23 protein-coding genes are annotated in these 22,522 nt (G+C 58.3%); 13 read left to right on the forward strand and 10 right to left on the reverse strand.

Going from position 1 to position 22,522, the window contains the following annotated elements; translation table 11 throughout:
* The first annotated feature begins 44 nt into the window (after positions 1–44).
* The 5 genes from ABLN94_RS01620 to ABLN94_RS01640 are packed head-to-tail and all read left to right on the forward strand — an operon-like array spanning position 45 to position 5,259.
* Positions 45–434 (forward strand): nuclear transport factor 2 family protein, encoded by a 390-nt coding sequence (locus ABLN94_RS01620; protein WP_352988503.1) that lies wholly within the window; start codon positions 45–47, stop codon positions 432–434.
* On the forward strand, positions 431–3,220 hold the full coding sequence (locus tag ABLN94_RS01625) for a glutamine-synthetase adenylyltransferase (RefSeq protein WP_352988505.1): 2,790 nt from the start codon (positions 431–433) through the stop codon (positions 3,218–3,220). Before ABLN94_RS01620 ends, ABLN94_RS01625 begins: the two co-directional genes overlap by 4 nt.
* Positions 3,207–3,479 (forward strand): hypothetical protein, encoded by a 273-nt coding sequence (locus tag ABLN94_RS01630; protein WP_170489435.1) that lies wholly within the window; start codon positions 3,207–3,209, stop codon positions 3,477–3,479. The genes ABLN94_RS01625 and ABLN94_RS01630 overlap by 14 nt, the downstream gene beginning before the upstream one ends.
* 38 nt (positions 3,480–3,517) lie before the next feature.
* The gene (locus ABLN94_RS01635; RefSeq protein ID WP_352988506.1) at positions 3,518–4,720 is read left to right on the forward strand and encodes an RSP_2647 family RNA methyltransferase; all 1,203 of its coding nucleotides are present in this window, start codon (positions 3,518–3,520) and stop codon (positions 4,718–4,720) included.
* Positions 4,717–5,259 carry an RSP_2648 family PIN domain-containing protein gene (locus ABLN94_RS01640; RefSeq protein WP_352988507.1) on the forward strand — a complete coding sequence of 181 codons (543 nt, stop codon included), beginning with the start codon at positions 4,717–4,719 and terminating at the stop codon, positions 5,257–5,259. The genes ABLN94_RS01635 and ABLN94_RS01640 overlap by 4 nt, the downstream gene beginning before the upstream one ends.
* Before the next feature lie 71 nt (positions 5,260–5,330).
* On the opposite strand, the gene ABLN94_RS01645 is transcribed toward ABLN94_RS01640, so the two are convergent.
* The 7 genes from ABLN94_RS01645 to ABLN94_RS01675 form a co-directional block, all read right to left on the reverse strand.
* Positions 5,331–6,020, reverse strand: a complete 690-nt coding sequence (locus tag ABLN94_RS01645) for a M48 family metallopeptidase (RefSeq protein ID WP_352988508.1) — start codon at positions 6,018–6,020, stop codon at positions 5,331–5,333.
* A gap of 153 nt (positions 6,021–6,173) precedes the next feature.
* Complete coding sequence (locus ABLN94_RS01650) at positions 6,174–7,565, reverse strand: hypothetical protein (RefSeq protein ID WP_352988510.1); 1,392 nt, start codon at positions 7,563–7,565, stop codon at positions 6,174–6,176.
* 166 nt (positions 7,566–7,731) lie between these two features.
* Positions 7,732–8,916 carry a vWA domain-containing protein gene (locus ABLN94_RS01655; protein ID WP_352988511.1) on the reverse strand — a complete coding sequence of 395 codons (1,185 nt, stop codon included), beginning with the start codon at positions 8,914–8,916 and terminating at the stop codon, positions 7,732–7,734.
* Positions 8,917–8,919: 3 nt separating this feature from the next.
* The gene (locus ABLN94_RS01660) at positions 8,920–9,090 is read right to left on the reverse strand and encodes a hypothetical protein (protein WP_352988513.1); all 171 of its coding nucleotides are present in this window, start codon (positions 9,088–9,090) and stop codon (positions 8,920–8,922) included.
* A 3-nt stretch (positions 9,091–9,093) separates the two neighbouring features.
* Positions 9,094–10,461 carry a DUF2927 domain-containing protein gene (locus tag ABLN94_RS01665; protein WP_352988515.1) on the reverse strand — a complete coding sequence of 456 codons (1,368 nt, stop codon included), beginning with the start codon at positions 10,459–10,461 and terminating at the stop codon, positions 9,094–9,096.
* Positions 10,458–10,907, reverse strand: a complete 450-nt coding sequence (locus tag ABLN94_RS01670; RefSeq protein ID WP_417750494.1) for a GNAT family N-acetyltransferase — start codon at positions 10,905–10,907, stop codon at positions 10,458–10,460. The genes ABLN94_RS01665 and ABLN94_RS01670 overlap by 4 nt, the downstream gene beginning before the upstream one ends.
* 116 nt (positions 10,908–11,023) lie before the next feature.
* On the reverse strand, positions 11,024–11,869 hold the full coding sequence (locus tag ABLN94_RS01675) for an AAA family ATPase (RefSeq protein ID WP_352988516.1): 846 nt from the start codon (positions 11,867–11,869) through the stop codon (positions 11,024–11,026).
* Positions 11,870–12,239: 370 nt separating this feature from the next.
* Between ABLN94_RS01675 and dksA the strand changes: the two genes are divergently transcribed.
* Together dksA and ABLN94_RS01685 are read left to right on the forward strand one after the other, a co-directional pair.
* A complete protein-coding gene (dksA, locus tag ABLN94_RS01680; RefSeq protein ID WP_039531267.1) occupies positions 12,240–12,662 on the forward strand; it encodes an RNA polymerase-binding protein DksA in 423 nt (140 codons plus the stop codon).
* A gap of 71 nt (positions 12,663–12,733) precedes the next feature.
* Entirely contained in the window at positions 12,734–13,885 is a 1,152-nt protein-coding gene (locus ABLN94_RS01685; protein WP_352988518.1) for an FAD-dependent monooxygenase, read from the forward strand.
* A gap of 4 nt (positions 13,886–13,889) precedes the next feature.
* Here ABLN94_RS01685 and xth read toward each other — a convergent pair whose 3' ends face one another.
* Both xth and ABLN94_RS01695 read right to left on the reverse strand, forming a co-directional pair.
* Positions 13,890–14,669 (reverse strand): exodeoxyribonuclease III, encoded by a 780-nt coding sequence (gene xth / locus ABLN94_RS01690; RefSeq protein ID WP_352988520.1) that lies wholly within the window; start codon positions 14,667–14,669, stop codon positions 13,890–13,892.
* Positions 14,670–14,951: 282 nt separating this feature from the next.
* Positions 14,952–15,275 (reverse strand): HesB/IscA family protein, encoded by a 324-nt coding sequence (locus ABLN94_RS01695; RefSeq protein ID WP_352988522.1) that lies wholly within the window; start codon positions 15,273–15,275, stop codon positions 14,952–14,954.
* 76 nt (positions 15,276–15,351) lie between these two features.
* Between ABLN94_RS01695 and ABLN94_RS01700 the strand changes: the two genes are divergently transcribed.
* Positions 15,352–16,494 carry a deoxyguanosinetriphosphate triphosphohydrolase gene (locus ABLN94_RS01700; protein ID WP_352988524.1) on the forward strand — a complete coding sequence of 381 codons (1,143 nt, stop codon included), beginning with the start codon at positions 15,352–15,354 and terminating at the stop codon, positions 16,492–16,494.
* On the opposite strand, the gene ABLN94_RS01705 is transcribed toward ABLN94_RS01700, so the two are convergent.
* A complete protein-coding gene (locus tag ABLN94_RS01705; RefSeq protein ID WP_352988525.1) occupies positions 16,495–17,046 on the reverse strand; it encodes a hypothetical protein in 552 nt (183 codons plus the stop codon).
* A gap of 133 nt (positions 17,047–17,179) precedes the next feature.
* Here ABLN94_RS01705 and argS point away from each other — a divergent pair, with 133 nt between their 5' ends.
* The 5 genes from argS to scpB all read left to right on the forward strand — a co-directional run bounded on the left by argS (position 17,180) and on the right by scpB (position 22,515).
* The gene (gene argS / locus ABLN94_RS01710; RefSeq protein ID WP_352988527.1) at positions 17,180–18,925 is read left to right on the forward strand and encodes an arginine--tRNA ligase; all 1,746 of its coding nucleotides are present in this window, start codon (positions 17,180–17,182) and stop codon (positions 18,923–18,925) included.
* Positions 18,926–19,013: 88 nt separating this feature from the next.
* Entirely contained in the window at positions 19,014–20,078 is a 1,065-nt protein-coding gene (locus tag ABLN94_RS01715) for an SPOR domain-containing protein (protein WP_352988529.1), read from the forward strand.
* Positions 20,075–21,082, forward strand: coding sequence for a beta-N-acetylhexosaminidase (nagZ, locus tag ABLN94_RS01720; RefSeq protein ID WP_352988531.1), 1,008 nt, complete (start codon positions 20,075–20,077; stop codon positions 21,080–21,082). The genes ABLN94_RS01715 and nagZ overlap by 4 nt, the downstream gene beginning before the upstream one ends.
* Positions 21,072–21,866, forward strand: a complete 795-nt coding sequence (locus tag ABLN94_RS01725) for a segregation and condensation protein A (RefSeq protein ID WP_239343554.1) — start codon at positions 21,072–21,074, stop codon at positions 21,864–21,866. The genes nagZ and ABLN94_RS01725 overlap by 11 nt, the downstream gene beginning before the upstream one ends.
* Positions 21,859–22,515, forward strand: a complete 657-nt coding sequence (scpB, locus tag ABLN94_RS01730; protein ID WP_352988533.1) for an SMC-Scp complex subunit ScpB — start codon at positions 21,859–21,861, stop codon at positions 22,513–22,515. The genes ABLN94_RS01725 and scpB overlap by 8 nt, the downstream gene beginning before the upstream one ends.
* Positions 22,516–22,522: the final 7 nt, after the last annotated feature.

A 22,522-nucleotide genomic window follows, 5' to 3' on the forward strand; every position in this document is an offset into this window, starting at 1 on the left:
CAACTTTGGTTGACGTCACCCGGTGAACCAAGCAATTTGCAAAAATGTCTGTCACAGAACGAAAAACCGCCCCGTCACTTGCCGAAATTCTGGACTTGGAAAAGCAGGTCTGGGCCGCGCTGGTTGAAGGTAATCCCCAAGCAGATCGGGCGTTGTTGAGCGCGGATTTTCTGGGTGTCTACACCACCGGCTTTGCCAATCGAGATGACCATGTCGGGCAATTTGCGGATGCGCCGACGATGGACCGGTACGAGCTAAGCGAAACGAAGTTGCGCGTTCTGACCCCTGATATCGTGTTGCTGTCCTATCGTGCCGACTATCAGCGGCCCGGAAGCGCGACGTGGGAAGCGATGCTGATATCTTCCCTGTGGGAGCGACGCCACGACGTCTGGATCAACAGTTTCAGCCAGGACACCCCGTTGGAGGCGCAATGACCGACCCGCTTGCCATCCACCGCGTTCCGCGCGCTTTTGATAAATCGCTAGGCGATGAAGTGTTGAATGGCGTATCGGATCTGACTGCCGATCAGAGGGAGTTGATCGCCGGTACGGCGGGGTCCAGCCCTTATCTGAAAGGTCTGATCGAGCGTGAAAGCGCGTGGTTGCCGCAGGCTCTGCAACAGACCGATCAGGCGTTGGCCGACGTGATGGCCGAAGCACGCGCATTGTCACCCGACCAGCTAAAGCCTGGATTGCGGCAGGCCAAGCGGCGCATGGCGCTACTGACGGCTTTGGCTGATCTGGCTGGGGCGTGGCCCTTAGAGAAGGTGACCGCCGCGCTGACAGATTTTGGTGCGTTGGCTGCGGATGTTGCGGCAAAGGCCGAGATTGCAGCGCTGATCCGGCGTGGAAAGCTGCCGGGGATGACTGAGAATGACGTGGAAACCGCTGCCGGGATGATCATTCTGGCGATGGGCAAGATGGGTGCGCACGAACTGAACTACAGTTCGGACATCGACTTGATTGTTCTGTTCGACGAAACCCGCTTTGACCCCGATGATTTTTTTGACGCGCGCCAGGGCATGGTGAGGGCAACACGCAATTTATGCGCCACTCTCAGCGACAAAACCGCCGATGGCTATGTCTTCCGCACCGATCTGCGGTTACGACCCGACCCGGCGGTGACGCCGGTCTGCATGGCCGCGGAGGCGGCCGAGCGCTATTATGAAAGCCTAGGCCGTACATGGGAACGAGCAGCTTATATTAAGGCCCGTCCCTGTGCAGGCGACTTGAAAGCGGGGCAGCGGTTTCTGGATACGCTACGCCCCTTTGTCTGGCGTCGGCATCTGGATTTTGCCGCCATTCAGGACGCCCATGACATGCGCCTTCGCATCCGCGAAAATAAGGGCACAGGTGGTGCGCTGACCATTCCCGGCCATGACATGAAGTTGGGACAGGGTGGTATTCGCGAGATCGAGTTCTTCACCCAAACCCGCCAATTGATTGCGGGTGGGCGTGATCCTGATTTGCGTGTGCGGGGCACTGTGCCTGGTCTGTCTGCGCTCGCCAAAAAAGGTTGGATACCACAAGACGTGGCAGAGAAATTGACCGACCACTACCGTGCCCACCGTGAGGTCGAACACCGCATTCAGATGGTTCATGATTCGCAAACTCACAAGGTGCCACAATCGCCTGACGGGATCGAAAGGGTCGCCTGTCTGGTGGGGATCGACAGCGCCGAACTGACCGTCGACCTGACCCGACGATTGACTGAGGTGCATGAACTGACCGAAGGGTTCTTTGCCCCCGGTTCTTCAACCCCCATTCCAGCCAAAGAGGCCGACTTCGACCGAAGCGTTCTGGCCCGCTGGCCGACCTATCCGGCCCTGCGTTCGCAACGAGGCGCGCGGATATTCGAACGTCTCAAGCCAGAGCTTCTATCGCGCCTATCGAAAACCGCGAAACCGGATGAGGCGTTGCTGGCGCTGGATGGGTTCCTGTCCGGCTTGCCCGCCGGAGTGCAGCTGTTTTCTCTGTTCGAAGCCAACCCACATCTGATCGACCTGCTGGTAGATATAGTAGGCACCTCACACGCTCTGGCGGCGCATTTGTCGCGCAACGCCAGTGTCTTTGATGCGGTGATCGGTGGCAGTTTTTTCACCGACTGGCCGGGTCGGGTCGCCTTGCAGACCGAACTGGAACAAGCCCTCGGGCAAGAGGCGGATTACGAAACCCAGCTCGATTTTGCGCGCCGCTGGTGCAAGGAATGGCATTTCCGGATCGGCGTGCATCATTTGCGTGGCTTAATCGACGGACTTCAGGCCGGGCGGCAATACGCTGAACTTGCCAATGCCGTCATTGCTGCGATTCTGCCACGTGTCACCGAGCAATTTGCAAAGAAACACGGACCTGCACCAGGTCGCGGCGCAGCGGTTTTGGGCATGGGCTCACTGGGGGCAGGGCAGATCAATTCGCAATCCGATCTGGATATGATCGTGATCTATGATCCGCTGGATCAGGACATGTCCGACGGTCCGCGACCACTCGCCACGCGCACATACTACGCCCGGTTTACGCAGGCACTGATTACCGCTCTGTCTGCGCCGATGTCGCAGGGGCGGCTTTACGAGGTCGACATGCGTCTGCGCCCCTCGGGCAATCAGGGGCCGGTGGCGACCAGCTTGGCCAGCTTTACCAACTACCAGCAAAACGAAGCCTGGGTGTGGGAGCATCTGGCCCTGACCCGCGCTCATGTCGTGGCAGGCAATGGAGAACTGGCGCAGGATATCGAAACCTTCCGTGCCGAGTTCCTGTCTCAGCCAGAAGACCGCCAGAAAGTGCTGCGCGAGGTGGCTGAAATGCGGGCCCGTTTGGCGGCCGCGAAATCTCCGGCGGGGATTTGGGATGCCAAGAACGGCGCCGGTCGCATGATGGATATCGAGTTGGTGGCCGAAACCGGGGCGTTGCTATCCGGTGTCACTCATCGCGATGTATCAGCGGGGCTGGACGGCGCTGTCGCTGCCGAATTGCTGGACGTCGCTCAGGCGCAAACGTTGAAAGACTGCTACGATCTATGCTGGTCCGTGCAATGCGCGGCCCGGCTGCTATCCGGCAAGGTCATCGAGGCCGACAAGATCGGCGAAGGCGGTGCGGCGTTCCTATGCCGCGCGACTGGGTTCGAACAGGTCGAGCAACTTCAGGCCGCATTGCAGGAAAAGTACACCGCCGCTGCCGACATCATCGGTCGCGTCATCGGGGAGGGGAAAGATGCCGCGCAATGACGACCCAAACGATCACAAGGGCTTGATCCGCGAGGCCTATCGGATCGAGGGCATTACGCTGCCCGAATGCCGCAGCATCTTTTTAGACTGGGCGCTCAGCCTGCCTGCGGAGCAGGATCAAAAGCAGGCCCTGACGGACTTGCATGCTTCATATGTCGTGCAGAATGCCGATCATCCGATGACACAAGTGCTGGCCGAAGGGTTGCAATCAGCCCAAGCGCCGAAACGACGCGGCGGCTGGCGTTCTCGGCCCCGCTAGGGCTTTCCCCCCGGCGCGTTCGCCACTATGAGGGCGTCATGACCCAAGCCTCCGACTGTCCCCGTATTCGTCTGAAACCCAAAGCCAACGCGCGCGGCCTGCGTCATGGCTTCCCTTGGGTCTACGCCAATGACATCGTCGCCGACCGCCGCACCCGAAAGATACCGGCCGGCGCACTGGCCGTGCTTGAGGACGACAAACGCGCGCCCATCGCTCTGGTCGCGGTAAACCCCGAGTCAAAGATCATGTGCCGTGTGCTGGATCGAAACCTTGACGCGGAACTGAACGCCGGGTGGTTTGAAACCCGCCTGCGCCCTGCGCTTGAGATGCGCGAGCGTCTGTTCGATGCGCCCTACTACCGCCTGATCCATGCCGAGGCTGATGGCTTTCCGGGCGTGATCATCGACCGGTTCGGAGACGCCTGTGTGATCCAGCCCAATGCCGCCTGGGCTGAGGCGCATCTGGAAACATTAACCGACGCTTTGGTCACCGTTACTGGCGTAACAAACATATTGAAAAACGCCTCGGGCCGGACACGGGGGTTGGAGGGGCTGGATGACGTGAACCAGACGCTCCGCGGCACCGCTCCGGACGCGCCATTGCCGGTGCCGATGAACGGCGCGACCTATATGGCCGACCTGACCGGCGGCCAGAAAACCGGCCTATTTTACGACCAACGCCCAAACCACGCCTTTGCTGCGCGACTCGTCCACCCGGACGCGCAAGTGTTGGATGTGTTCAGCCATGTAGGTGGGTTCGGTCTGGCGATGCTGGCCGGTGGCGCGACAAAGGCGTTGTCTGTCGATGGCTCGGCAGCTGCACTGGAATTGGCCAGTGAAGGCGCGCGGGCATCGGGCTTTGCCGACAGGTTCCAAACCCGGCAGGGCGATGCGTTCGATGTGCTTACCCAGCTGGGTGACGAAGGCGCTCAGTTCGATGTCGTTGTCTGTGACCCACCAGCCTTTGCGCCTTCGAAACAAGCGTTAGACGCGGGATTGCGCGCCTATGAACGTGTCGCGCGGTTGGCGGCTCCTTTAGTAAAGTCGGGCGGCTATTTGGGCCTGTGCTCTTGCTCTCACGCCGCCGATCTGGGGCGCTTCCGCGATGCGTCGTCGCGCGGCATCGGCCGGGCAGGGCGGCAAGCTCAACTGATCCACACAGGGTTCGCCGGACCGGACCACCCGCAATTGCCGCAACTGGCCGAAAGCGGATACCTCAAAGCCGTGTTCTACCGGCTGTGAAGGCGGTTCTGGATACCTGTGTCATCTACCCCACGGTGATGCGAGAGATGCTGTTGGGCGCGGCCAAACTCGGCCATTTCACCCCCATCTGGTCTACTCGCATCCTCGAGGAATGGGCCCGGGCTGCCCGCAAGCTGGGTCCGGAAGGTGAGGCTCAAGCCCGCGCAGAAATCGCCCTGACCCGGTCAAATTGGCCCAAGGCCGAACGCACGGCCACTGCGGGCCTCGAACAGGGCCTCTGGCTGCCCGACAGTGCGGATATTCACGTTCTTGCGACCGCCGTAGCGGCTTCGGCCGACGTTATTGTCACCGTCAATGCCAAGGATTTTCCCAAGAATATCCTTGCCGAAGAAGGGCTTGACCGCCGCGACCCCGACAGCCTGTTGCACAGCTTTTGGCAGACCGATCCCGAGGGTATGAACGATACAGCCAACCGCGTCCTTGCAGAGGCTAATCGTCTGTCCGGAGACCAATGGACCCTCCGCGCCCTAATGAAAAAAGCCCGCTTGCCACGCCTCGGCAAAGCGCTCACCACTTAAGCCCTGATCTAACTTAGTCTGGCGAAAAATATCCCGAGGTGCACGAGGGGCTGGCCCCTCGGTGCCCAAACCTATCCGTCCGTCGCCCAACGCCGCTCAAGCGCCTCCAATGCAGCAATCCGGTCATCTGTCTTTGGGTGGCTCATCAACCACGCAGGAACAACTCCCGCTCGCTGTTGAGTGAGGTCTTCCAGCTTGTGAAACAGAGATTTCTGCGGACCGATGCCAATACCCGCCTTGGTCAGCAGGGCTGCGGCATACTCATCTGCCTCATACTCATCCCCGCGCGACAGCCGCGATGCAAGAAGATGGGTCAACATATTGGCAATCCACGCGCCGATGAATGGAATGAAGCGATTCAGCAGCATCATCAACGCCGCCCGCATCGCGTTCTGGCCAGAAAAATCTATCATCCGACGACGTGCATGCCCCAAGGCCACATGCCCCAACTCATGCGCGATAACGCTGGCCATCTCCTCGGCGGAAACCTCCCCGCTGCGGAACTTGCGATAGAAACCACGTGTAATGAAAATGCGACCATCTGGTGCGGCCAACCCGTTCACCGGGTCAATCTCATAGATATACACCGGCACCCGGTCGATCTCGAGAGCGGCTGCCAGCCGATCGGTCATACGCTTGAGCGCCGGGTCCGCCAATTCGGTAGACTTGGCGTCCAGTTCCCGATGTGTACGCCAGACCGAAATCCGGTACATGACAACGGCGTATGCAATCGCCAATAGAATGGGAGTGAGGCGTAACATACTTCAGATATGGGCAAGGAATGCGGGTAAGGCAAGCTCGCAACTTTGTCGGCTCACCTTTTCTCTGACGCAGGCGATCACATCCCGGATTCCACGCGTTTTGGGCCGCGTCCGGTCTGTTTCCGAGGCCTGTCCGCGCCGGCCTCTACAGGCTCAATCGTTCTCTTCCGCTTTGCGCAACTCAGAGCCCAAAGCGTCAAGTTTGTCGTAAAAGTCAGGATCAGAGGGATCGAGCCCGGCAATGTCATTGATAATTTCTGAGCTGACTCGGCTATCTTTGCGGTCATTCAATAAGTTCGGTTCTTGCACAGCAACGTCGATACTCGGTTCACGCACTGCGACGTCGGCTTCCTCGCGTGGTTCATCATTCTCTGACACGACGGTTGGAAATGACGGTATGACTTCGGGATCTGCGTCGCGAGGTGTCGAAGCGTGCGAGGTGTTCCGCTCGCCCAATTTAAGCGCACCGTCGGGGTTTAAAGTCTTCGCCGCGAACGGAACACTATAGCTGTTTTGTAGCTGCTTACCGGTTTCGTCATCGGCACTTCCTAAATCCAGCAAAAAGGCCGAATCCTTTTCCGTAAGGGTACGGGCGCCGGAATAGCGGTGAAAATCCTGATCGTATGGCAGCAGAGTTAAACCCTCGTCCATATTGCGATCATCTGGCTCTGGAAAATCGAAGTTTTCGTGGAAATCAGGCAATACATCCTTTGCCAGTTCAGCGCCCCTTGAAGCTTCGAAAATGGCATGTTCAGCCTCTTTCAGGGCAACCATGGTATCTAGCCGTAGATCTTTAACGTTTGCGCGTATTTCATCGCGGGCTTCTTCGTGACCTTCCGCCAACCGAAGTTCCTTTTTCAAGGTATAGAGCTTGTCGTCATAATTTGGATCACTCGGCTCAAGCTTGGCGATATCTTCGACAATCTCATCGCTGCTACGCCCGTTGTAGCGTTCGTTCAGGTCATGCAGGTCGCGCCGGGCATCGTACAGGTCAGATCGCAGGTCATAGTATTCTTTTGCTTCCGTTTGGTACGCTGAAATCTTGCCTACGTTGCTGATCGGGGTCGCATTTCTGAAAGCCAGAGCTGCTGCGTTTGTGGCCTTCAAGTGTCGAAGTCTGTCCGAGCCATATGGATCGGTAATCGCAGCCACAAGTGGATCACGGGAAAAGTGCTTTGGATGCTTCTCGTTTTCGTAAGAAGAGTATCGCTTGATGCTTCGCGTGATCGGAAAGGGGGTTTCCTCGATCGGTGCAATTGATGCTTTCGTGTAGGTTTTTCTGGGGGTTTTGGTCGAAATCCGTTTGGGCTTTGCCCGTGATCGCGTACCGAATAATTGCTGGACGTCACGCCTGAATTCGCGCCCGAACTCGGACAACGAAAACATCTGAACTCTTCCTTTTTTGTTTTTTCCATTGCCCTTGTGACTTTTCGCAAACGCGGTGTCGGGTGTTAGAGCAAATGCGGCAACTGCCACGGATGAAGTAACAAGCGACACAGACGTTACGATAGGAATTATAAAACCACGCAGATCAAAATTGGTCATGTTAGGCCCCCCAGCCAAAACCAGTGCCAAATATATCACAAAAATCGGATGCGTGGGTTTTTTCCGATAAATTGCTTTGGTTGGACAATCGGATGAGGGGGCAACCCGAAAAGTTAAGCCTTTTCTAGCTTGGCGAAATGCCTAGGAATTAGCTTTCAACGAAGTTCTAGCGCGTCAGCTCTCGCATGCCTTGTTCCAGCCCCGCCAAGGTCATCGGCACCATTCGATTTTCGAAAATCTCTTGGATCATGCCGATGGAGTGGGTGTAGTCCCAGTATTTTTCGGGCACCGGGTTGATCCAGAGGTTTGACGGCCATTGTTCGCGGGCACGCTGTAACCAAACTTGACCGGCTTCTTTGTTCCAGTGTTCGTTTGCACCACCGGGATAGGCGATCTCGTAGGGGCTCATCGAGGCGTCGCCGACGAAGATGCATTTATAGTCCGCACCATAGGTCCGCAGAACCTCATGCGTAGGGGTTTGCTGGTCCCAGCGGCGGTGATTGTCGCGCCAGACGCCCTCATACAAGCAGTTGTGGAAGTAGTAATACTCTAGATGCTTAAACTCGGTCCGAGCGGCCGAGAACAATTCCTCGACCACCTTGATATGCGGGTCCATCGAGCCGCCGACATCCAAAAACAGCAGCACTTTGACCGCGTTGTGACGTTCGGGGCGGGTTTTGACGTCCAGATAGCCGTGCTCGGCGGTGGCGCGGATGGTGCCGTCGAGATCCAACTCGTCGGCGGCCCCCTCGCGCGCCCAACGGCGCAAGCGTTTCAGGGCGACCTTTATGTTGCGTGTCCCAAGTTCAACTGTATCGTCCAAGTTCTTGAATTCGCGCTTGTCCCAGACCTTGACCGCGCGCTGGTGACGGCTTTCCTTCTGCCCAATACGCACGCCTTCAGGGTTATAGCCATAAGCGCCGAACGGAGAGGTGCCGGCTGTGCCGATCCACTTATTACCGCCTTGGTGGCGGCCTTGCTGTTCCTTGAGGCGCTCACGCAGCGTTTCCATCAGCTTGTCGAACCCGCCAAGCGCCTCGATCTCAGCCTTTTCTTCATCGCTTAGGTGTTTCTCGGCCATCTTGGCCAGCCAGTCGGCAGGGATATCGACGGCCTCAAGAACCTGATCAAAGCTGATTTCGTCCAGACCTTCGAAACTGGCAGCAAAGGCGCGGTCGAACTTGTCGATGTTACGCTCGTCCTTCACCATCGAGACACGGGCAAGGTAGTAGAACGCCTCGACATCATAGGTCGCCAAACCCTTTTTCATGCCCTCTAGAAAGGTCAAGTATTCGCGTAAGGAAACGGGAATACCGGCTTTTCTGAGGTTCTCGAAAAAGGGTAGGAACATCGGTCAGACCACGAAGCGTACTAGAATGAGGGACAAAATCAGCCCGATCAAACCAAAAGCAATGCCGTAGCCGGCGGCGTATTGCGCCATGTCTGCGCCGGTGCCGTTGCGTTTGCGTGCCGTCAGTGCCCCCAGGATTGCGCCCAGGATTGCCATTCCCACAACTACGACCATGCGTTATCCGCCTCTGTTGTTATTTCGGGGGGCCTCCGCAACGTCCTGCATCAGTGACCGCACCACCGTTTCCGAGCCGAACCCGTAGCGCGCCCATCCCAGGCTGTCCAGCCTGACGGAACGTGCCTGAGCTGTACGCCCCGCTTGATTAAGCGCCTCTGATTTCAACAGTAGCAGGGTTGCCAGTTGCGCGGCATTTTCGGCTCTCATCATCACATCTATGGCCCGGTCCAATTCTGGCAAGACGTCCGGGCCTTTGCCCTGCGCCAAAGCATATGAGGCCGTTTGGGTGGTGATATAAGCCTGATGGACCTCGGTGCCGGGTGTGGTACGCAGAAACTGCATTGCGGTCTGGTAATTGCGTAACGCCTCTTGCGGATTGTCGAACTGCTCCATGCGTCCCAGAACGTAGTAGGGATAGGCGCGGCGATGGTCGGTCCAGCCTTGTTCCTGTCCGATCTGGGCAGCCCTTTGCGCAGCCCGTTGACGGCGTTGCGAACTTAGTTGCGGGCGCAGAGATTTCTGTACCGCATTGATCCAATCCCGCGGAGTCTCGGAGACCGCTTGTGCTTTCAGACCGTTTCCACGGGGGTTCAGGCGGCTGAGTACACTGGGCACGGCAGCCTCGACCTCTTCGCGTGTCATGCCGCTGCGCAATTCGGGCGAATAGGCCGTGCGCAGGATCAGCATGTCGAACCCGGTCAGTACTGTATGGATGTTGTCATCGTTGAACACCGAATCCGGCAGGTGGTACAGGTCGTTCAATGGCCCCAGTGCTTGGGCGATTTCTTCATGCAAGCAGTCCCGCTTTTCCTGCGGGCTGACGTCGTAGGGAATGAATATACCTAGACGCTCTCGGCTGCGCAGTCTGCTCCAGCTGCTTTTCTGTTTGCGCCGGTCGCGGCGGTACTCCTCGAAACTTGAAGAGTTGGGCACCACGAAGCAGGCCGCTTGCGGCAGGATTTCATGGATTTGCTCCTGACTGACAGCCTCGATCGTAATATTGGCTGAACTGTCGGAAATCTGGCGAATGTCGATTTTGGCCTCACGGCGCAAACGGTTCAGCAACTGGGTGAGATCGCGCTGCATTGAGGGCGTGGGTGAGCCGGTCAATTTTACCGTGATGGGCGTTTCGAACCGCGTGAACACAGGGAGTTGCGCGCCGCCCTCCAGCGCAAAATGCAGTGACACAAAGTCTGCCGCGATATTCGCATTCGAGCGGGCCGGAGGCGTTGGTGAGGCATGAGTGAAGGCTTTGGCCGGAGGCAATGTCTCTTCGATCGCCTTCACGCGGGTTGGCACTTCGGTCGGTTCAACCGTCGCGCAGCCTGCAAGCGCCACGGCTGCAAGGAGAGCGCTCCATCGCATCATGGGCGCTGATACCTAATGAACGGCGTCTGCTTGCCGATGCGGTCATAAAGCTTACGGGCAGTGTGGTTGAAGTCTTGCGTCAGCCAATAGACGGAGGGGGCACCTTGACGGTCGGCCTCGTCATACACGGCTTGGATAAGGGCTCGTCCGACACCAGTGCCGCGCGCTTCAGGGCGGGCAAAGAGGTCCTGTAGGTAGCAAACGGGCTCCACTTTCCATGCATGGCGGTGAAAAAGATAGTGGGTCAGGCCAACCAGCTGTCCATTCTGTTCGGCTACAAAGCAAGAGAATTCATGAGCATCATTGCCCAGCAGGCGTGCAAAAGTGATGTCGTAAATCTCATCTGGCACCTCGGTTTCATAGAAGGCCAGATAGTCCCGCCACATGTCGGACCATTCTGCGCGATCTTCAGGTCGCAGCGCTCGGATCTTCAAAGTGTCAGCCAATTACAATGTCCCGTTCGTTCACGTCGAAACTAACCCGGTTGGCCCGGGCTGCCACCCATTGATGCTGACATCCGGCCCCACTCAAGGCAAGCGGCGATCACCAGATGTTCAACGTCTCAGCGTTTGCTGCGCGCCATAAAGGCCAAACGTTCGAACAAATGCACGTCCTGTTCGTTCTTCAGCAACGCCCCATGTAGCTTGGGCAGGGCATTGGCGCCGTCGCGTTTTAGGTCCTCGGCAGTCAGGTCCTCGGCCAAAAGCAGTTTCAGCCAGTCCAGTACCTCAGAGGTCGAAGGTTTTTTCTTCAACCCCTGCGTTTCGCGAATTTCATAGAACTGGGTCAGCGCTGTGGTCAGCAGCGCGTCCTTGATGCCGGGGTGATGGACCTCGACGATCCGGCGCATGGTCGTCTCATCCGGGAAGCGGATGTAATGGAAGAAACAACGGCGCAGAAACGCGTCAGGGAGTTCCTTTTCATTGTTCGAAGTGATGATGACGATGGGGCGGTGCTTGGCCCGGATGGTTTCGCCCGTCTCGTAGACATGGAATTCCATCTTATCAAGCTCTTGCAGCAGGTCGTTGGGGAATTCGATATCGGCCTTGTCGATCTCGTCGATCAGCAGAACCACCTTTTCGTCGGCTTCGAAGGCCTGCCACAACTTGCCCTTGCGGATATAGTTCGAAACATCATGCACGCGCTCGTCGCCTAACTGGCTGTCGCGCAGACGGCTGACCGCGTCATATTCATACAGGCCCTGCTGTGCACGGGTGGTGGACTTCACGTTCCACTCGATCATCTTCAGCCCCAGCGCACCGGCCACCTGCTTGGCCAGTTCGGTCTTGCCGGTGCCCGGTTCTCCCTTAACCAACAAGGGGCGTTCCAGAGTTACGGCAGCGTTGACCGCAATAGTAAGGTCGTCGGTGGCAACATATTCTGCGGTGCCTTGGAAACGTGCGGTCATGGGCCCCTCGTGTGGTTTCGCGCGAACTGTGCTGTTCGGGTTACAGAGGGGCGATGATTTTGACAAGCGGATCGCGGCGTCGTGCGATACGAATTTCGTAACGACTCCAGTCTCTTTCGGGTGATTCGCGCCACTTTGGGTGTCGCGTCGGTTGTGGGTTGCCCAAGTTTCGCCCGACATTTTTCACAGAAAAACAAGGTTTTGTTGTTATATGTCTCATATTTAGACAAGTCGGAGCGGTTACGTATCAACTCGACGTTTGTGTAGTGACATTCCAACGCGCGTCGGTTACACGCTCCGCAGAAGGGGGTGCCAAATGTCAGGTGAAACAACAGCAACCGACGTTTCTGGCCATACCGAGGGAGCAAAAATGAAGCAGGAAGTTTTTCTGCCGGAAGACTACCGCCCGGCCGAAGATGAGCCTTTCATGAATGACCGACAGCTTGAGTATTTTCGTCGCAAGCTGCTGGATTGGAAGAATGAACTTTTGGCGGGCAGCCGCGACACGATTGAGGGGCTGCAGGACAACACCCGTAACATTCCGGACGTTGCAGACCGCGCGAGCGAGGAAACCGACCGCGCGCTGGAACTGCGCACCCGCGACCGTCAGCGCAAGCTGGTGGCCAAGATCGACTCGGCCTTGCGCCGCATCGACGAGGGTGAGTACGGCTATTGCGAGATGACCGGCGATCCGATCTCGCTGAAACGTCTGGATGCGCGTCCGATCGCGACCATGACGCTGGAAGCGCAGGAACGTCACGAGCGCCGCGAGAAAGTTCACCGCGACGATTGATCGCTGTGAAATTCGGGAAAATACCAACGCCGGGGCCTGTTGCTCCGGCGTTTTTGCGTTAAGCCGTAGCCATGAATATCGAAGGTCTGAAATTTGGCGTCATCGGGGGTGGCATTGGTGGTGTCGCGGCAGCTCTGGCGCTGCGGCAACGCGGGGCTCAGGTTACGGTTTTCGAGCAGGCAGCTGAACTTACCGAAGTCGGGGCTGGCTTGCAGATTAGCGAAAACGGAATGGTTGTTCTGCGCGCCCTGAACGTTGTGGGCGAAACGCATGAGGCCGGCATCCGCTCCTACGGAACGCTGCTGCGCGATTATCGGGCAGGGCGGTCTATCAGTGAAATACCGGCACCTGCCGCTGGACCGACCTATTACTACCATCGTGCTGATTTGCTGGGTTTGCTGCACAAACAAGCGCTTCGGGAAGGGGTCGAGTTTCGATTGGGCGCACGAGTTTCTCGGGTACACAAGCATCCGTCCGAAGCCGAGGTTGTTCTGGGAGACGGCACCAGATTACGTGTCGGTTGTGCCATTGCCGCTGATGGTGGGCGAAGCGAAATCCGTGTCGGCCTGAACGGTCCCGAAGCGCCCGAATTTACGCATCAAGTGGCCTGGAGGGCCACAATCCCCTGGGCGCGCCGCGATCAAAAACCGTGCGCTGTTCTGACCATGGGGCCGGGGCGGCATGTCGTAACTTACCCTCTTCGCGATCACACTCTGATGAACATAGTTGCGATTGAAGAGCGGTCCGACTGGAAAGAAGAAGGCTGGCGTCTGCGCGGTGAACCAGAGGACTTACGAGCGCGATTTTTCGATTTCGGCGGGCTTGTCGGGGAAATCCTTGGACAGGTTCAGGAACCCCACATCTGGGCCTTGTTCCTGCGACCCGTGGCTGAGCACTGGCAGAACGGGCGTGTTGCCCTTTTGGGGGATGCGGCCCATCCAACACTGCCGTTCATGGCGCAAGGGGCCTGCCTTGCGCTTGAAGACGCCTGGGTGTTGGCTCGGTCCTTCGATGAGCAGTCGGGTGTTACGCAAGCGCTTGCCGCCTACGAGACTCGCCGCCGTCCGAGGGCAAAACGGGTTGTAGACGCCGCTGGGGCAAACGCGCGTAACTTTCATTTGCGGGGCCCTATGCGACTTGCGGCTCAGATGGCGTTATTGGCCATTGGCCCCAGACTTTCGCGGAAATACGAGTGGATCTATGCTTACGACGCGACTGTTTGACACTTTATAGGTCTAGGTCGACCCAGACCGGCACGTGATCCGACGGTTTTTCTTGCCCGCGCACTGTGGAATCAATCTGGCAATCGCGCATAAGATCGGCGGCTTGCGGTGTCAGTAGGAAGTGGTCGATACGGATGCCGTCATTCTTGTTCCAAGCGCCGGCCTGATAGTCCCAAAACGAATAGTGGCCAGGACCTTGAGTGCGGGCTCGGAACGCCTCGGTGAAGCCCAGATTGAGAATTTTTCGAAACGCGGCCCGGCTTTCAGGGCGAAACAAGGCATCCTCGCGCCAGGCATCCGGTCGGGCAGCATCTTCGGCCTGTGGAATGATATTGTAGTCACCTGCCATGAGGGCTGGCTCTTCGCTGGCCATCAGATCGCGGGCGCGGTTATACAAACGCTCCATCCACGCCAGCTTATAGTCGTACTTCGGACCAGGCACCGGATTGCCGTTGGGCAGATACAACCCGCATATCCGCAATGCCTTTTTGCCGATCACCGTGGCTTCGATCCAGCGTGCCTGTTCATCCTCATCATCGCCCGGCAGTCCGCGGGAGACATCTTCAAGAGGCAGCTTCGACAGGATCGCGACGCCGTTAAAGCTTTTTTGTCCGTGTGTTTCGACGTTGTATCCCCGTTCCTCGAATATCTCGCGCGGGAAGTTCTCGTCGACCGACTTAATCTCCTGCAGCAGAACTACATCGGGTTGCGCATCATCCAACCACCGGGGCAAAGCCTCAGCCCGCGCTTTAATGCCGTTGATGTTGAACGTGGCGATTTTCATACGCGATCCCTCCGCTGGCTTCAGGCAACCTATCGCCCAGAACTTGGCTAACGGCAAGGTGGATGGCTGGATTGCGAGGCTCTGTTTCGCGCTCCGGGATATTTTTAGCCAGATGAAGAAACGGATCCTTAACCATTCTGGTCGAATAGAGCTTTGCGGTACAAGCGAGGACGCGGATGATCGCGCGCCAAGTGAAGCTGTCCGGCATAATCGCCAGAGAGCGAACCCTACTTCATCTGGCGAAAATATTCTGAGGTGTGGGGGCTAAGCTCCCACCGGCGATTACATCGAAAAAGAGGTGCCGCAGCCGCATGAGGACGTGGCGTTCGGGTTTTCGATTACAAAACGCGCACCGATCAACTCTTGCGTAAAGTCGATAACCGCATTTTCGAGAAATGGCAGAGAAACCGAGTCCACGATGACTTTCTGACCTTTGCCTTCGAGGATCAGGTCATCCTCTTTAGGCTTATCCAGCGCGATCTCATATTGAAAACCGGAGCATCCGCCGCCTTCCACCGCGACGCGCAGGGCCTGTCCCTGATCTGCTGCGCCAATCTCGGCGAGCCGATCGAAGGCGCGTTCTGTGACTGTTGGGGGCAGATTCATGCCAGTCTCCAAAGGTTTATTTCTTCAGCACGGTACAATATATGAAACCTAACGACAGGCGACAAGGACAAGACCTTTGGACAGAGCGGGTTTTGCCTCGGATCCAAGCCGCGCCAAGGGGCGGCTTGTGCCGGAGGAAGAAAGCAGTTTCCGGTCATGCTTTCAGCGTGATCGCGACAGGATCATTCACGCCAGCGCCTTTCGGCGACTAAAGCACAAGACGCAAGTGTTTGTGGAGCATGAGGGCGACAGCTATCGCACACGTCTGACCCATTCCATTGAAGTTGCTCAGGTGGCGCGCACTATCGCAGGCGCGCTTGGCCTGAACCCGGAACTGACTGAGGCCGTCGCATTGGCGCATGATTTGGGACATACCCCTTTCGGACATACGGGTGAAGATGCCTTACACGCGCTAATGGCACCCTATGGCGGCTTTGATCACAACGCGCAGGCAATAAGGGTTCTGACCAAGTTGGAGCGTCATTACGCCGAATTCGACGGCTGCAATCTGACATGGGAATGTCTGGAAGGGATTGCGAAACACAACGGGCCGGTTGTGGGCGAGCTTCCATGGGCACTGGCGGAATGCAATGACGGCTTTGACTTGGAACTGCACACCCATGCCAGCGCAGAGGCTCAGGTAGCGGCTTTGTCCGATGATATCGCCTATAACAACCATGACTTGCTGGATGGGTTGCGCGCAGGCCTGTTCACGGATGAAGAAATTCGGGACTTGCCCATCGTAGGTGCTTGCTATGCAGAGGTAGATCGCAAGTATCCGGGGATCGACCCGTATCGCCGCCGGCACGAGGCACTACGACGCGTTTTCGGGGTCATGGTTTCGGATGTCATCGATACCTCGCGGGATTTGATCGCCGGTTCCGGCGCACAGGCGGTCGAGGAAATTCGGCATCTGGGCTATCCGGTGATCCAGTTCTCAGGCGGGCTTTGGGCGCAACTCAAGGAAATTCGGAGTTTTCTGTTTTCACGGATGTATCGCGCGCCGAGTGTCATGAAGGTGCGGGCCGAGGTCGGTACGGTGGTTGAGGAATTGTTCCCCCTCTATCTGAACGACCCGAAACAGATGCCCGTGCATTGGCATTCCGAGATCGAGGCGGCTCCAAATGAAACGGCCTTAGCTCGGATTGTATCGGACTACATTGCCGGGATGACCGACCGGTTTGCGCTTCAGGACCACGCCCGGCTGACCGGTCGCTGATTACTCGACTCCGATATAGGCCAGTGCCCAGACCTGCTGACCGGCCTGTTCCTGTGCCAGATCGGCATCATCTGTGGGCGGGAAGACGATCATGGTCGGGCCGTACCCTCCGATCCCCATCGGACTGCCATCGGCGTGAGTTGCCACGATAGGTTGGTTCTCCGCGATTCTGTCCCATGGAATTTCGGACTGATAGCCATCCATCGCCATAGGCTTCGCTGTTTTCCCTTCCGCCCCGGCTAGGGTCATCACCTCTGAAAGGCGTGGGCCTGAAAAGGCAATGTCGCGCTGGTTGCCTTCCGGACCATAGGCGATTGTAATTTCAAATTGCTCCAACCCATCCAGCGTTGCCGCATCGAAACCAGCCGCTCCGTCGTGCTGGACCTCGAGATAGCCCAATAGTCCACCGTCGTTTTCACCACGCGCGGGCAGGTTGGTTTCGGTCACGGCGCCGCCCAGTGTCAGTAGTACGTGGCCTTGTGGCGCGGGCATCTCTGCCCAAACCGGCAGGGCGGTGGTCAGCAGCAGACTAAGGGGCAGGGCAAGGCGCATCGACAGGTCTCCGAAAAACAGATTTACGCCGACACTAGCGGGCTTTGGCGTTAAACCAAGCTCAAACTTTAGGCGTCCATTGACCTTGCCGCAGTGCATGGTAAACCGCCGGGCAAGCAAAAGGACATCCGAAATGAACCTGTTTTCCGAGATCCGCGGCCTGGTACTGGACGCGCTGGCGCAGATGCAGTCCGAAGGCGCGCTGCCCGAAGGGCTGAGCTTTGACAACGTGGCCGTTGAACCGCCGCGCGATGCGGCGCATGGGGATATGGCGACCAACGCGGCGATGGTGCTGGCGAAACCGGCCAAGATGAAGCCGCGTGACATTGCCGATGTGCTGGCCGGTAAGCTGGCGGCGGATGAGCGGATAACCAGCGCCGAAGTAGCCGGACCGGGTTTCCTGAACCTGCGTCTTGCGCCCTCCGTTTGGCAGGGCGTTCTGGCGGCGGTGCTGGAGAAGGGCACCGACTACGGCCGCTCGACCATGGGGCAGGGGCAGAAGGTCAACGTCGAATATGTCTCGGCCAACCCAACCGGTCCGCTGCATGTGGGCCATACGCGGGGCGCGGTGTTCGGCGATGCTCTGGCGAGCTTGCTGGCCTATTCCGGCCATGATGTGACCCGTGAGTACTACATCAATGACGGTGGTGCGCAGGTGGATGTGCTGGCGCGCTCGGCCTATGAGCGCTATCGCGAGGCCAATGGCCTGAGCCCCGAGATTGCCGAAGGGCTGTATCCGGGCGACTACCTGATCCCGATTGGCGAGGCGCTGAAAGAGAAATACGGCGACAGCCTGATCGACAAGCCGGAAAGCGAATGGCTTGAGGATCTGCGTAACTTTGCCACCGACGCGATGATGGACCTGATCCGCGCCGACCTGAAGGCGCTGGGCGTCGAGATGGACGTGTTTTTCTCGGAGAAGTCGCTCTATGGCACCGGCCGGATCGAGGCGGCGCTGGAGTCGCTGACCGAGAAGGGCCTGATCTACGAAGGCGTGCTGGAGCCGCCCAAGGGCAAGAAGCCCGAAGATTGGGAGCCGCGCGAACAGACGCTTTTCAAATCGACCGAACATGGCGATGACGTCGACCGCCCCGTCAAGAAGTCGGACGGCTCGTGGACCTATTTTGCCCCGGATATTGCCTATCACTACGACAAAGTCAGCCGTGGCTTTGACGCGCTTATAGACGTGTTTGGCGCCGACCATGGCGGTTATGTCAAACGGATGAAGGCGGCTGTGTCGGCGCTGTCCGACGGCAAGGTGCCGCTGGATATTAAGCTGACTCAGTTGGTGAAGCTGTGGAAGAATGGCGAGCCGTTCAAGATGTCCAAACGGGCGGGGAACTTTGTCACTCTGCGCGATGTGGTGGATCAGGTTGGTCCGGACGTGACCCGTTTTGTGATGCTGACCCGCAAGAATGATGCACCACTCGATTTCGACTTCGATAAGGTGCTGGAGCAGAGCCGCGAGAACCCCGTGTTCTACGTCCAATACGCCCATGCTCGTGTGTGCAGCGTGCTGCGCCGCGCGAAAGAGGCCGGGATTGCCGCCGATGACGGCACGCTTGCCGGGGCGGATCTGAGCAAGAACGACCACGCCTCGGAACTGACCGTGGCCAAGAAGCTGGCCGAATGGCCGCGTCTGGTGGAAATCGCCGCGCGCACCAACGAACCGCACCGCGTTGCGTTCTACCTGTATGAACTCGCCGGGGATTTCCACGCGCTTTGGAACAAGGGCAATGATGAAACCCAGCTGCGTTTCATCCAGGATGGCGATGTTGCCACAAGCCAGTCGAAAATCGCATTGGCCCGGGCTGTTTCTGTTGTGATTTCAGCGGGCTTGGGTATTCTTGGCGTTACTCCAGCGCAGGAGATGCGGTAACAAACTCCGCCCGACGCGCCGGTACGAGGTAGGCAAGAAATGACCCGCGCGCCTTATTTTCAGGCGTGAATCGGGCGGTGAGGCGGACATGGCACGTTACGATTACTCGGGGCAAGCGCGCCCCGAGCAGATGCATTACACGAATCAACCGCATCCTCAGGATGGGTACGATTATTCCGACGACATGCAGGGGTATGAGGAGGCACCGCGTGCTGCGGGCCTTAGCCGTATCGTAAATGCGATGGGGGCCGTGGCGTCTTTGGCGCTGGTCGCCGGGATTGGCGTTTGGGGCTATAAGCTGGTGATGCGCGATGTCAGCGGCGTGCCGGTTGTACGGGCGATCGAAGGGCCGATGCGCATTCAGCCCGAGAACCCGGGCGGAACACCTGCAGATCACCAGGGCTTGGCCGTGAATGCGGTAGCTGCTGTTGGAACCGCGGCACCTCCGGCAGATCGTCTGATCCTTGCCCCGCGCCCGGTGTCGCTGACGGATGAAGACACACCCGTAGAACCTCTGAAAGCAACCCCCGCTGTGCACGTGGTCGAGGAGGAGATCTCCGATCAGGAAGCCGCAAAGCTGCGTCAGGGAACGGTGGATGCTCTGGTTGCCGAACTGGCGGGCGAGGCGGCAAAGATTGACCAACCGGAAGAGCAGGGTGTGCAACTGGCCTCTCTGGTAACACCCGAGGAAGAACCCGCGATCGACCCCGCCGATCTGGCCGCGCAACTGCCCGATCCAGAACTGGCCGCACAGCCGGGTGTCCGCCGGTCTCTGCGCCCGAACACCCGTCCGGCCCGTGCCACTCCCAGCGGTGTCACCCCGAACAGCAGCACCGAGGCTGCAATCAACGCAGCCGTCAAAGCAGCCGTTGGTCTGGATGTGGACCCGAACACCCTATCCAGGGGCACTCGCATGGCACAGTTGGGAGCGTATGAAAGCTCGGACGTGGCTCTTGCGGAATGGAACCGTCTGAATGGGCGGTTTGGTGAATATATGAATGGAAAACAGCGTGTTATACAGAAAACCTCAAGTGGTGGCCGCACCTTCTACCGCCTGCGTGTTCTGGGTTTTAACGATCTGAGCGACTCGCGACAGTTCTGTGCCGCACTTCAGGCGCAGGGTGCAGATTGCATCCCGGTGGCTGCTCGGTGAGTTTCGGCGCAGCGATCACCGATGCGGAAGGCCTGCGCCTGACGCCCGAGGAAAAGAGACTGTTTCGTGAAATGAACCCGTTTGGGTTCATTTTATTTGCACGCAACGTCGATACGGCCGATCAGGTCCGTGCCCTGTGCGATGATTTCCGTGAGGCCGTGGGGCGTAATTGCCCGATCACCATTGATCAGGAAGGCGGCCGTGTGCAGCGCTTGCGAGCCCCGCTAGCGCGGGAATGGATGCCGCCGCTGGATCACGCTGAACGAGCCGGAGAGCAGGCGGAACGCGCCATGTATCTGCGGTATCGCCTGATCGCCAATGAGCTCTTTGAGCTTGGCATCGACAGCAACTGTGCTCCCATGGTCGATCTGGCACGTGAGGACACTCACGCGTTTCTGAAGAACCGCTGCTATGGCTCCGACCCCAAAACCGTTGCCGAAATCGGAAAGGCTGTCGCCAAGGGGCATCTGGATGGGGGTGTGCTGCCTGTTGTCAAACACATGCCGGGCCATGGCTTGTCGACATTGGACAGCCATCACGACCTGCCGCACGTCGACCTGTCGCAAGACGCGCTGGAGCAGGCTGATTTTGCGCCGTTTCGTGCGCTCAACGACCTGCCGATGGGGATGACTGCGCACCTGGTCTATGACCGTATTGATCCCAAACCGGCAACGATCTCACCAACGATGATCGGCCTAATCCGCGAACAGATCGGTTTTGACGGCCTTATCATGACCGACGATATTTCGATGAAAGCCCTAAACGGCGCGCCAGAGGACGTCACGCGCCAAGCGTTGGCCGCAGGCTGCGATGTAATCCTGCATTGCAACGGAACGTTCGAGGCCCGCACCAATGTACTTGAAGCCGCCGGAGAGATGACCGATCCGGCACAGAAGCGCGCAGAAAAAGCGCTGGCGATGCGTCAAAAGCCTGCGGAACTTGACATCCCTGCCGCCGAGGCGGAACTATCTGCCCTAATGGGCGGGCAGGTATATGAACGATAACCTTTTTAGCGAAGACCCCGTCTCGGTTGCCGATCGACTGGCCGCCGAGGCCCTGATCGTCGACGTCGACGGTTTCGAAGGCCCGCTGGACGTGCTGCTGACTCTGTCGCGGACGCAGAAGGTAGATTTGCGAAAAATCTCGGTTCTTGCGCTGGCACAGCAATATCTGGCCTTTGTAGAAAAGGCCCGTGCACTGCGGATCGAGCTGGCGGCCGACTATCTGGTTATGGCCGCGTGGCTGGCTTTCTTGAAATCCCGCCTGCTGCTGCCGCCCGACCCGGATGACGAAGGACCATCAGGCGAAGAACTGGCCGCGCACCTCGCGTTCCAACTGGAACGTTTGCAGGCCATGCGTGACTCTGCCGCCCGCCTGATGGCACGGGATCAGCTGGGCCGTGATTTCTTCAAACGGGGGCAGGGTGAGGACATCACCCGCATCCGGACCGTCACCTATTCGGCCACGCTGCTGGACCTGATGCAGGGCTATGCCCGTATCCGCACCCGCGACGAATTCCGCCCCTTTGTCATGGACCGCGACGCCGTGTTCACGATGGAGCAGGCGTTGGAGCGGATGCGGCCGCTGATCGGCTTCGCGGGCACATGGACCGATATGGAGACCTATCTGCCCGACGGTTGGGATGCAGATCCGGTGCGCCGCCGCTCGGCCACGGCTGCGACTTTTGCGGCCTCGCTGGAGCTGGTGAAAGAAGGACATATGGAAATCAAGCAAAGCGAAACCTTTGCCCCGATTCATCTGCGCAAGAGGACTGAAACACGTGACTGACGCCCCCGAAGACGAAGGCACCGGCACCCTGTTCGAAGCGCCACCAATGGCAGAGCAAGAGCGCATGGTCGAAGCCGTACTGTTCGCGAGTGCTGAGCCGGTGACGATTGCCGATTTGGAGGCGCGCATGCCTCATGGCAGCGATGCGGCGCAAGCGGTTGAAATGCTTCAGAAACGCTATGAAGGCCGCGGTGTCCGTGTGGTCCGTGTGGGTGAGGCCTGGGCAATCCGTACCGCACCCGATCTGGGTTTTCTGATGCAGAAGGAAACGGTCGAAACCCGCAAGCTCAGCCGTGCAGCGATTGAGACGCTGGCCATTGTCGCCTATCACCAGCCTTGCACACGGGCTGAGATTGAAGAAATCCGTGGTGTCTCGGTCTCGCGTGGGACGATTGATCAATTGCTTGAAATGGAGTGGATCAGGCTGGGTCGTCGCCGTATGACTCCGGGTCGTCCGGTCACCTTTGTTGTGACGCCGCAATTCCTGGACCATTTCGGGTTGGAAAACGCCCGCGACCTGCCGGGGCTCAAAGAATTGCGCGCAGCCGGGTTGCTGGAAAATCGGCCGCCCCCGGGCACCATCCCGCTGGGAGAGGGGCGCGATGACGAACAAGAGGAAGATCAGACTGAACTGTTTGAGGAAGAGTGAACAGACA

It is taken from the genome of Ruegeria sp. SCP11 (assembly GCF_040329455.1).
In the GTDB taxonomy this organism is placed as follows: domain Bacteria; phylum Pseudomonadota; class Alphaproteobacteria; order Rhodobacterales; family Rhodobacteraceae; genus Ruegeria; species Ruegeria atlantica_E.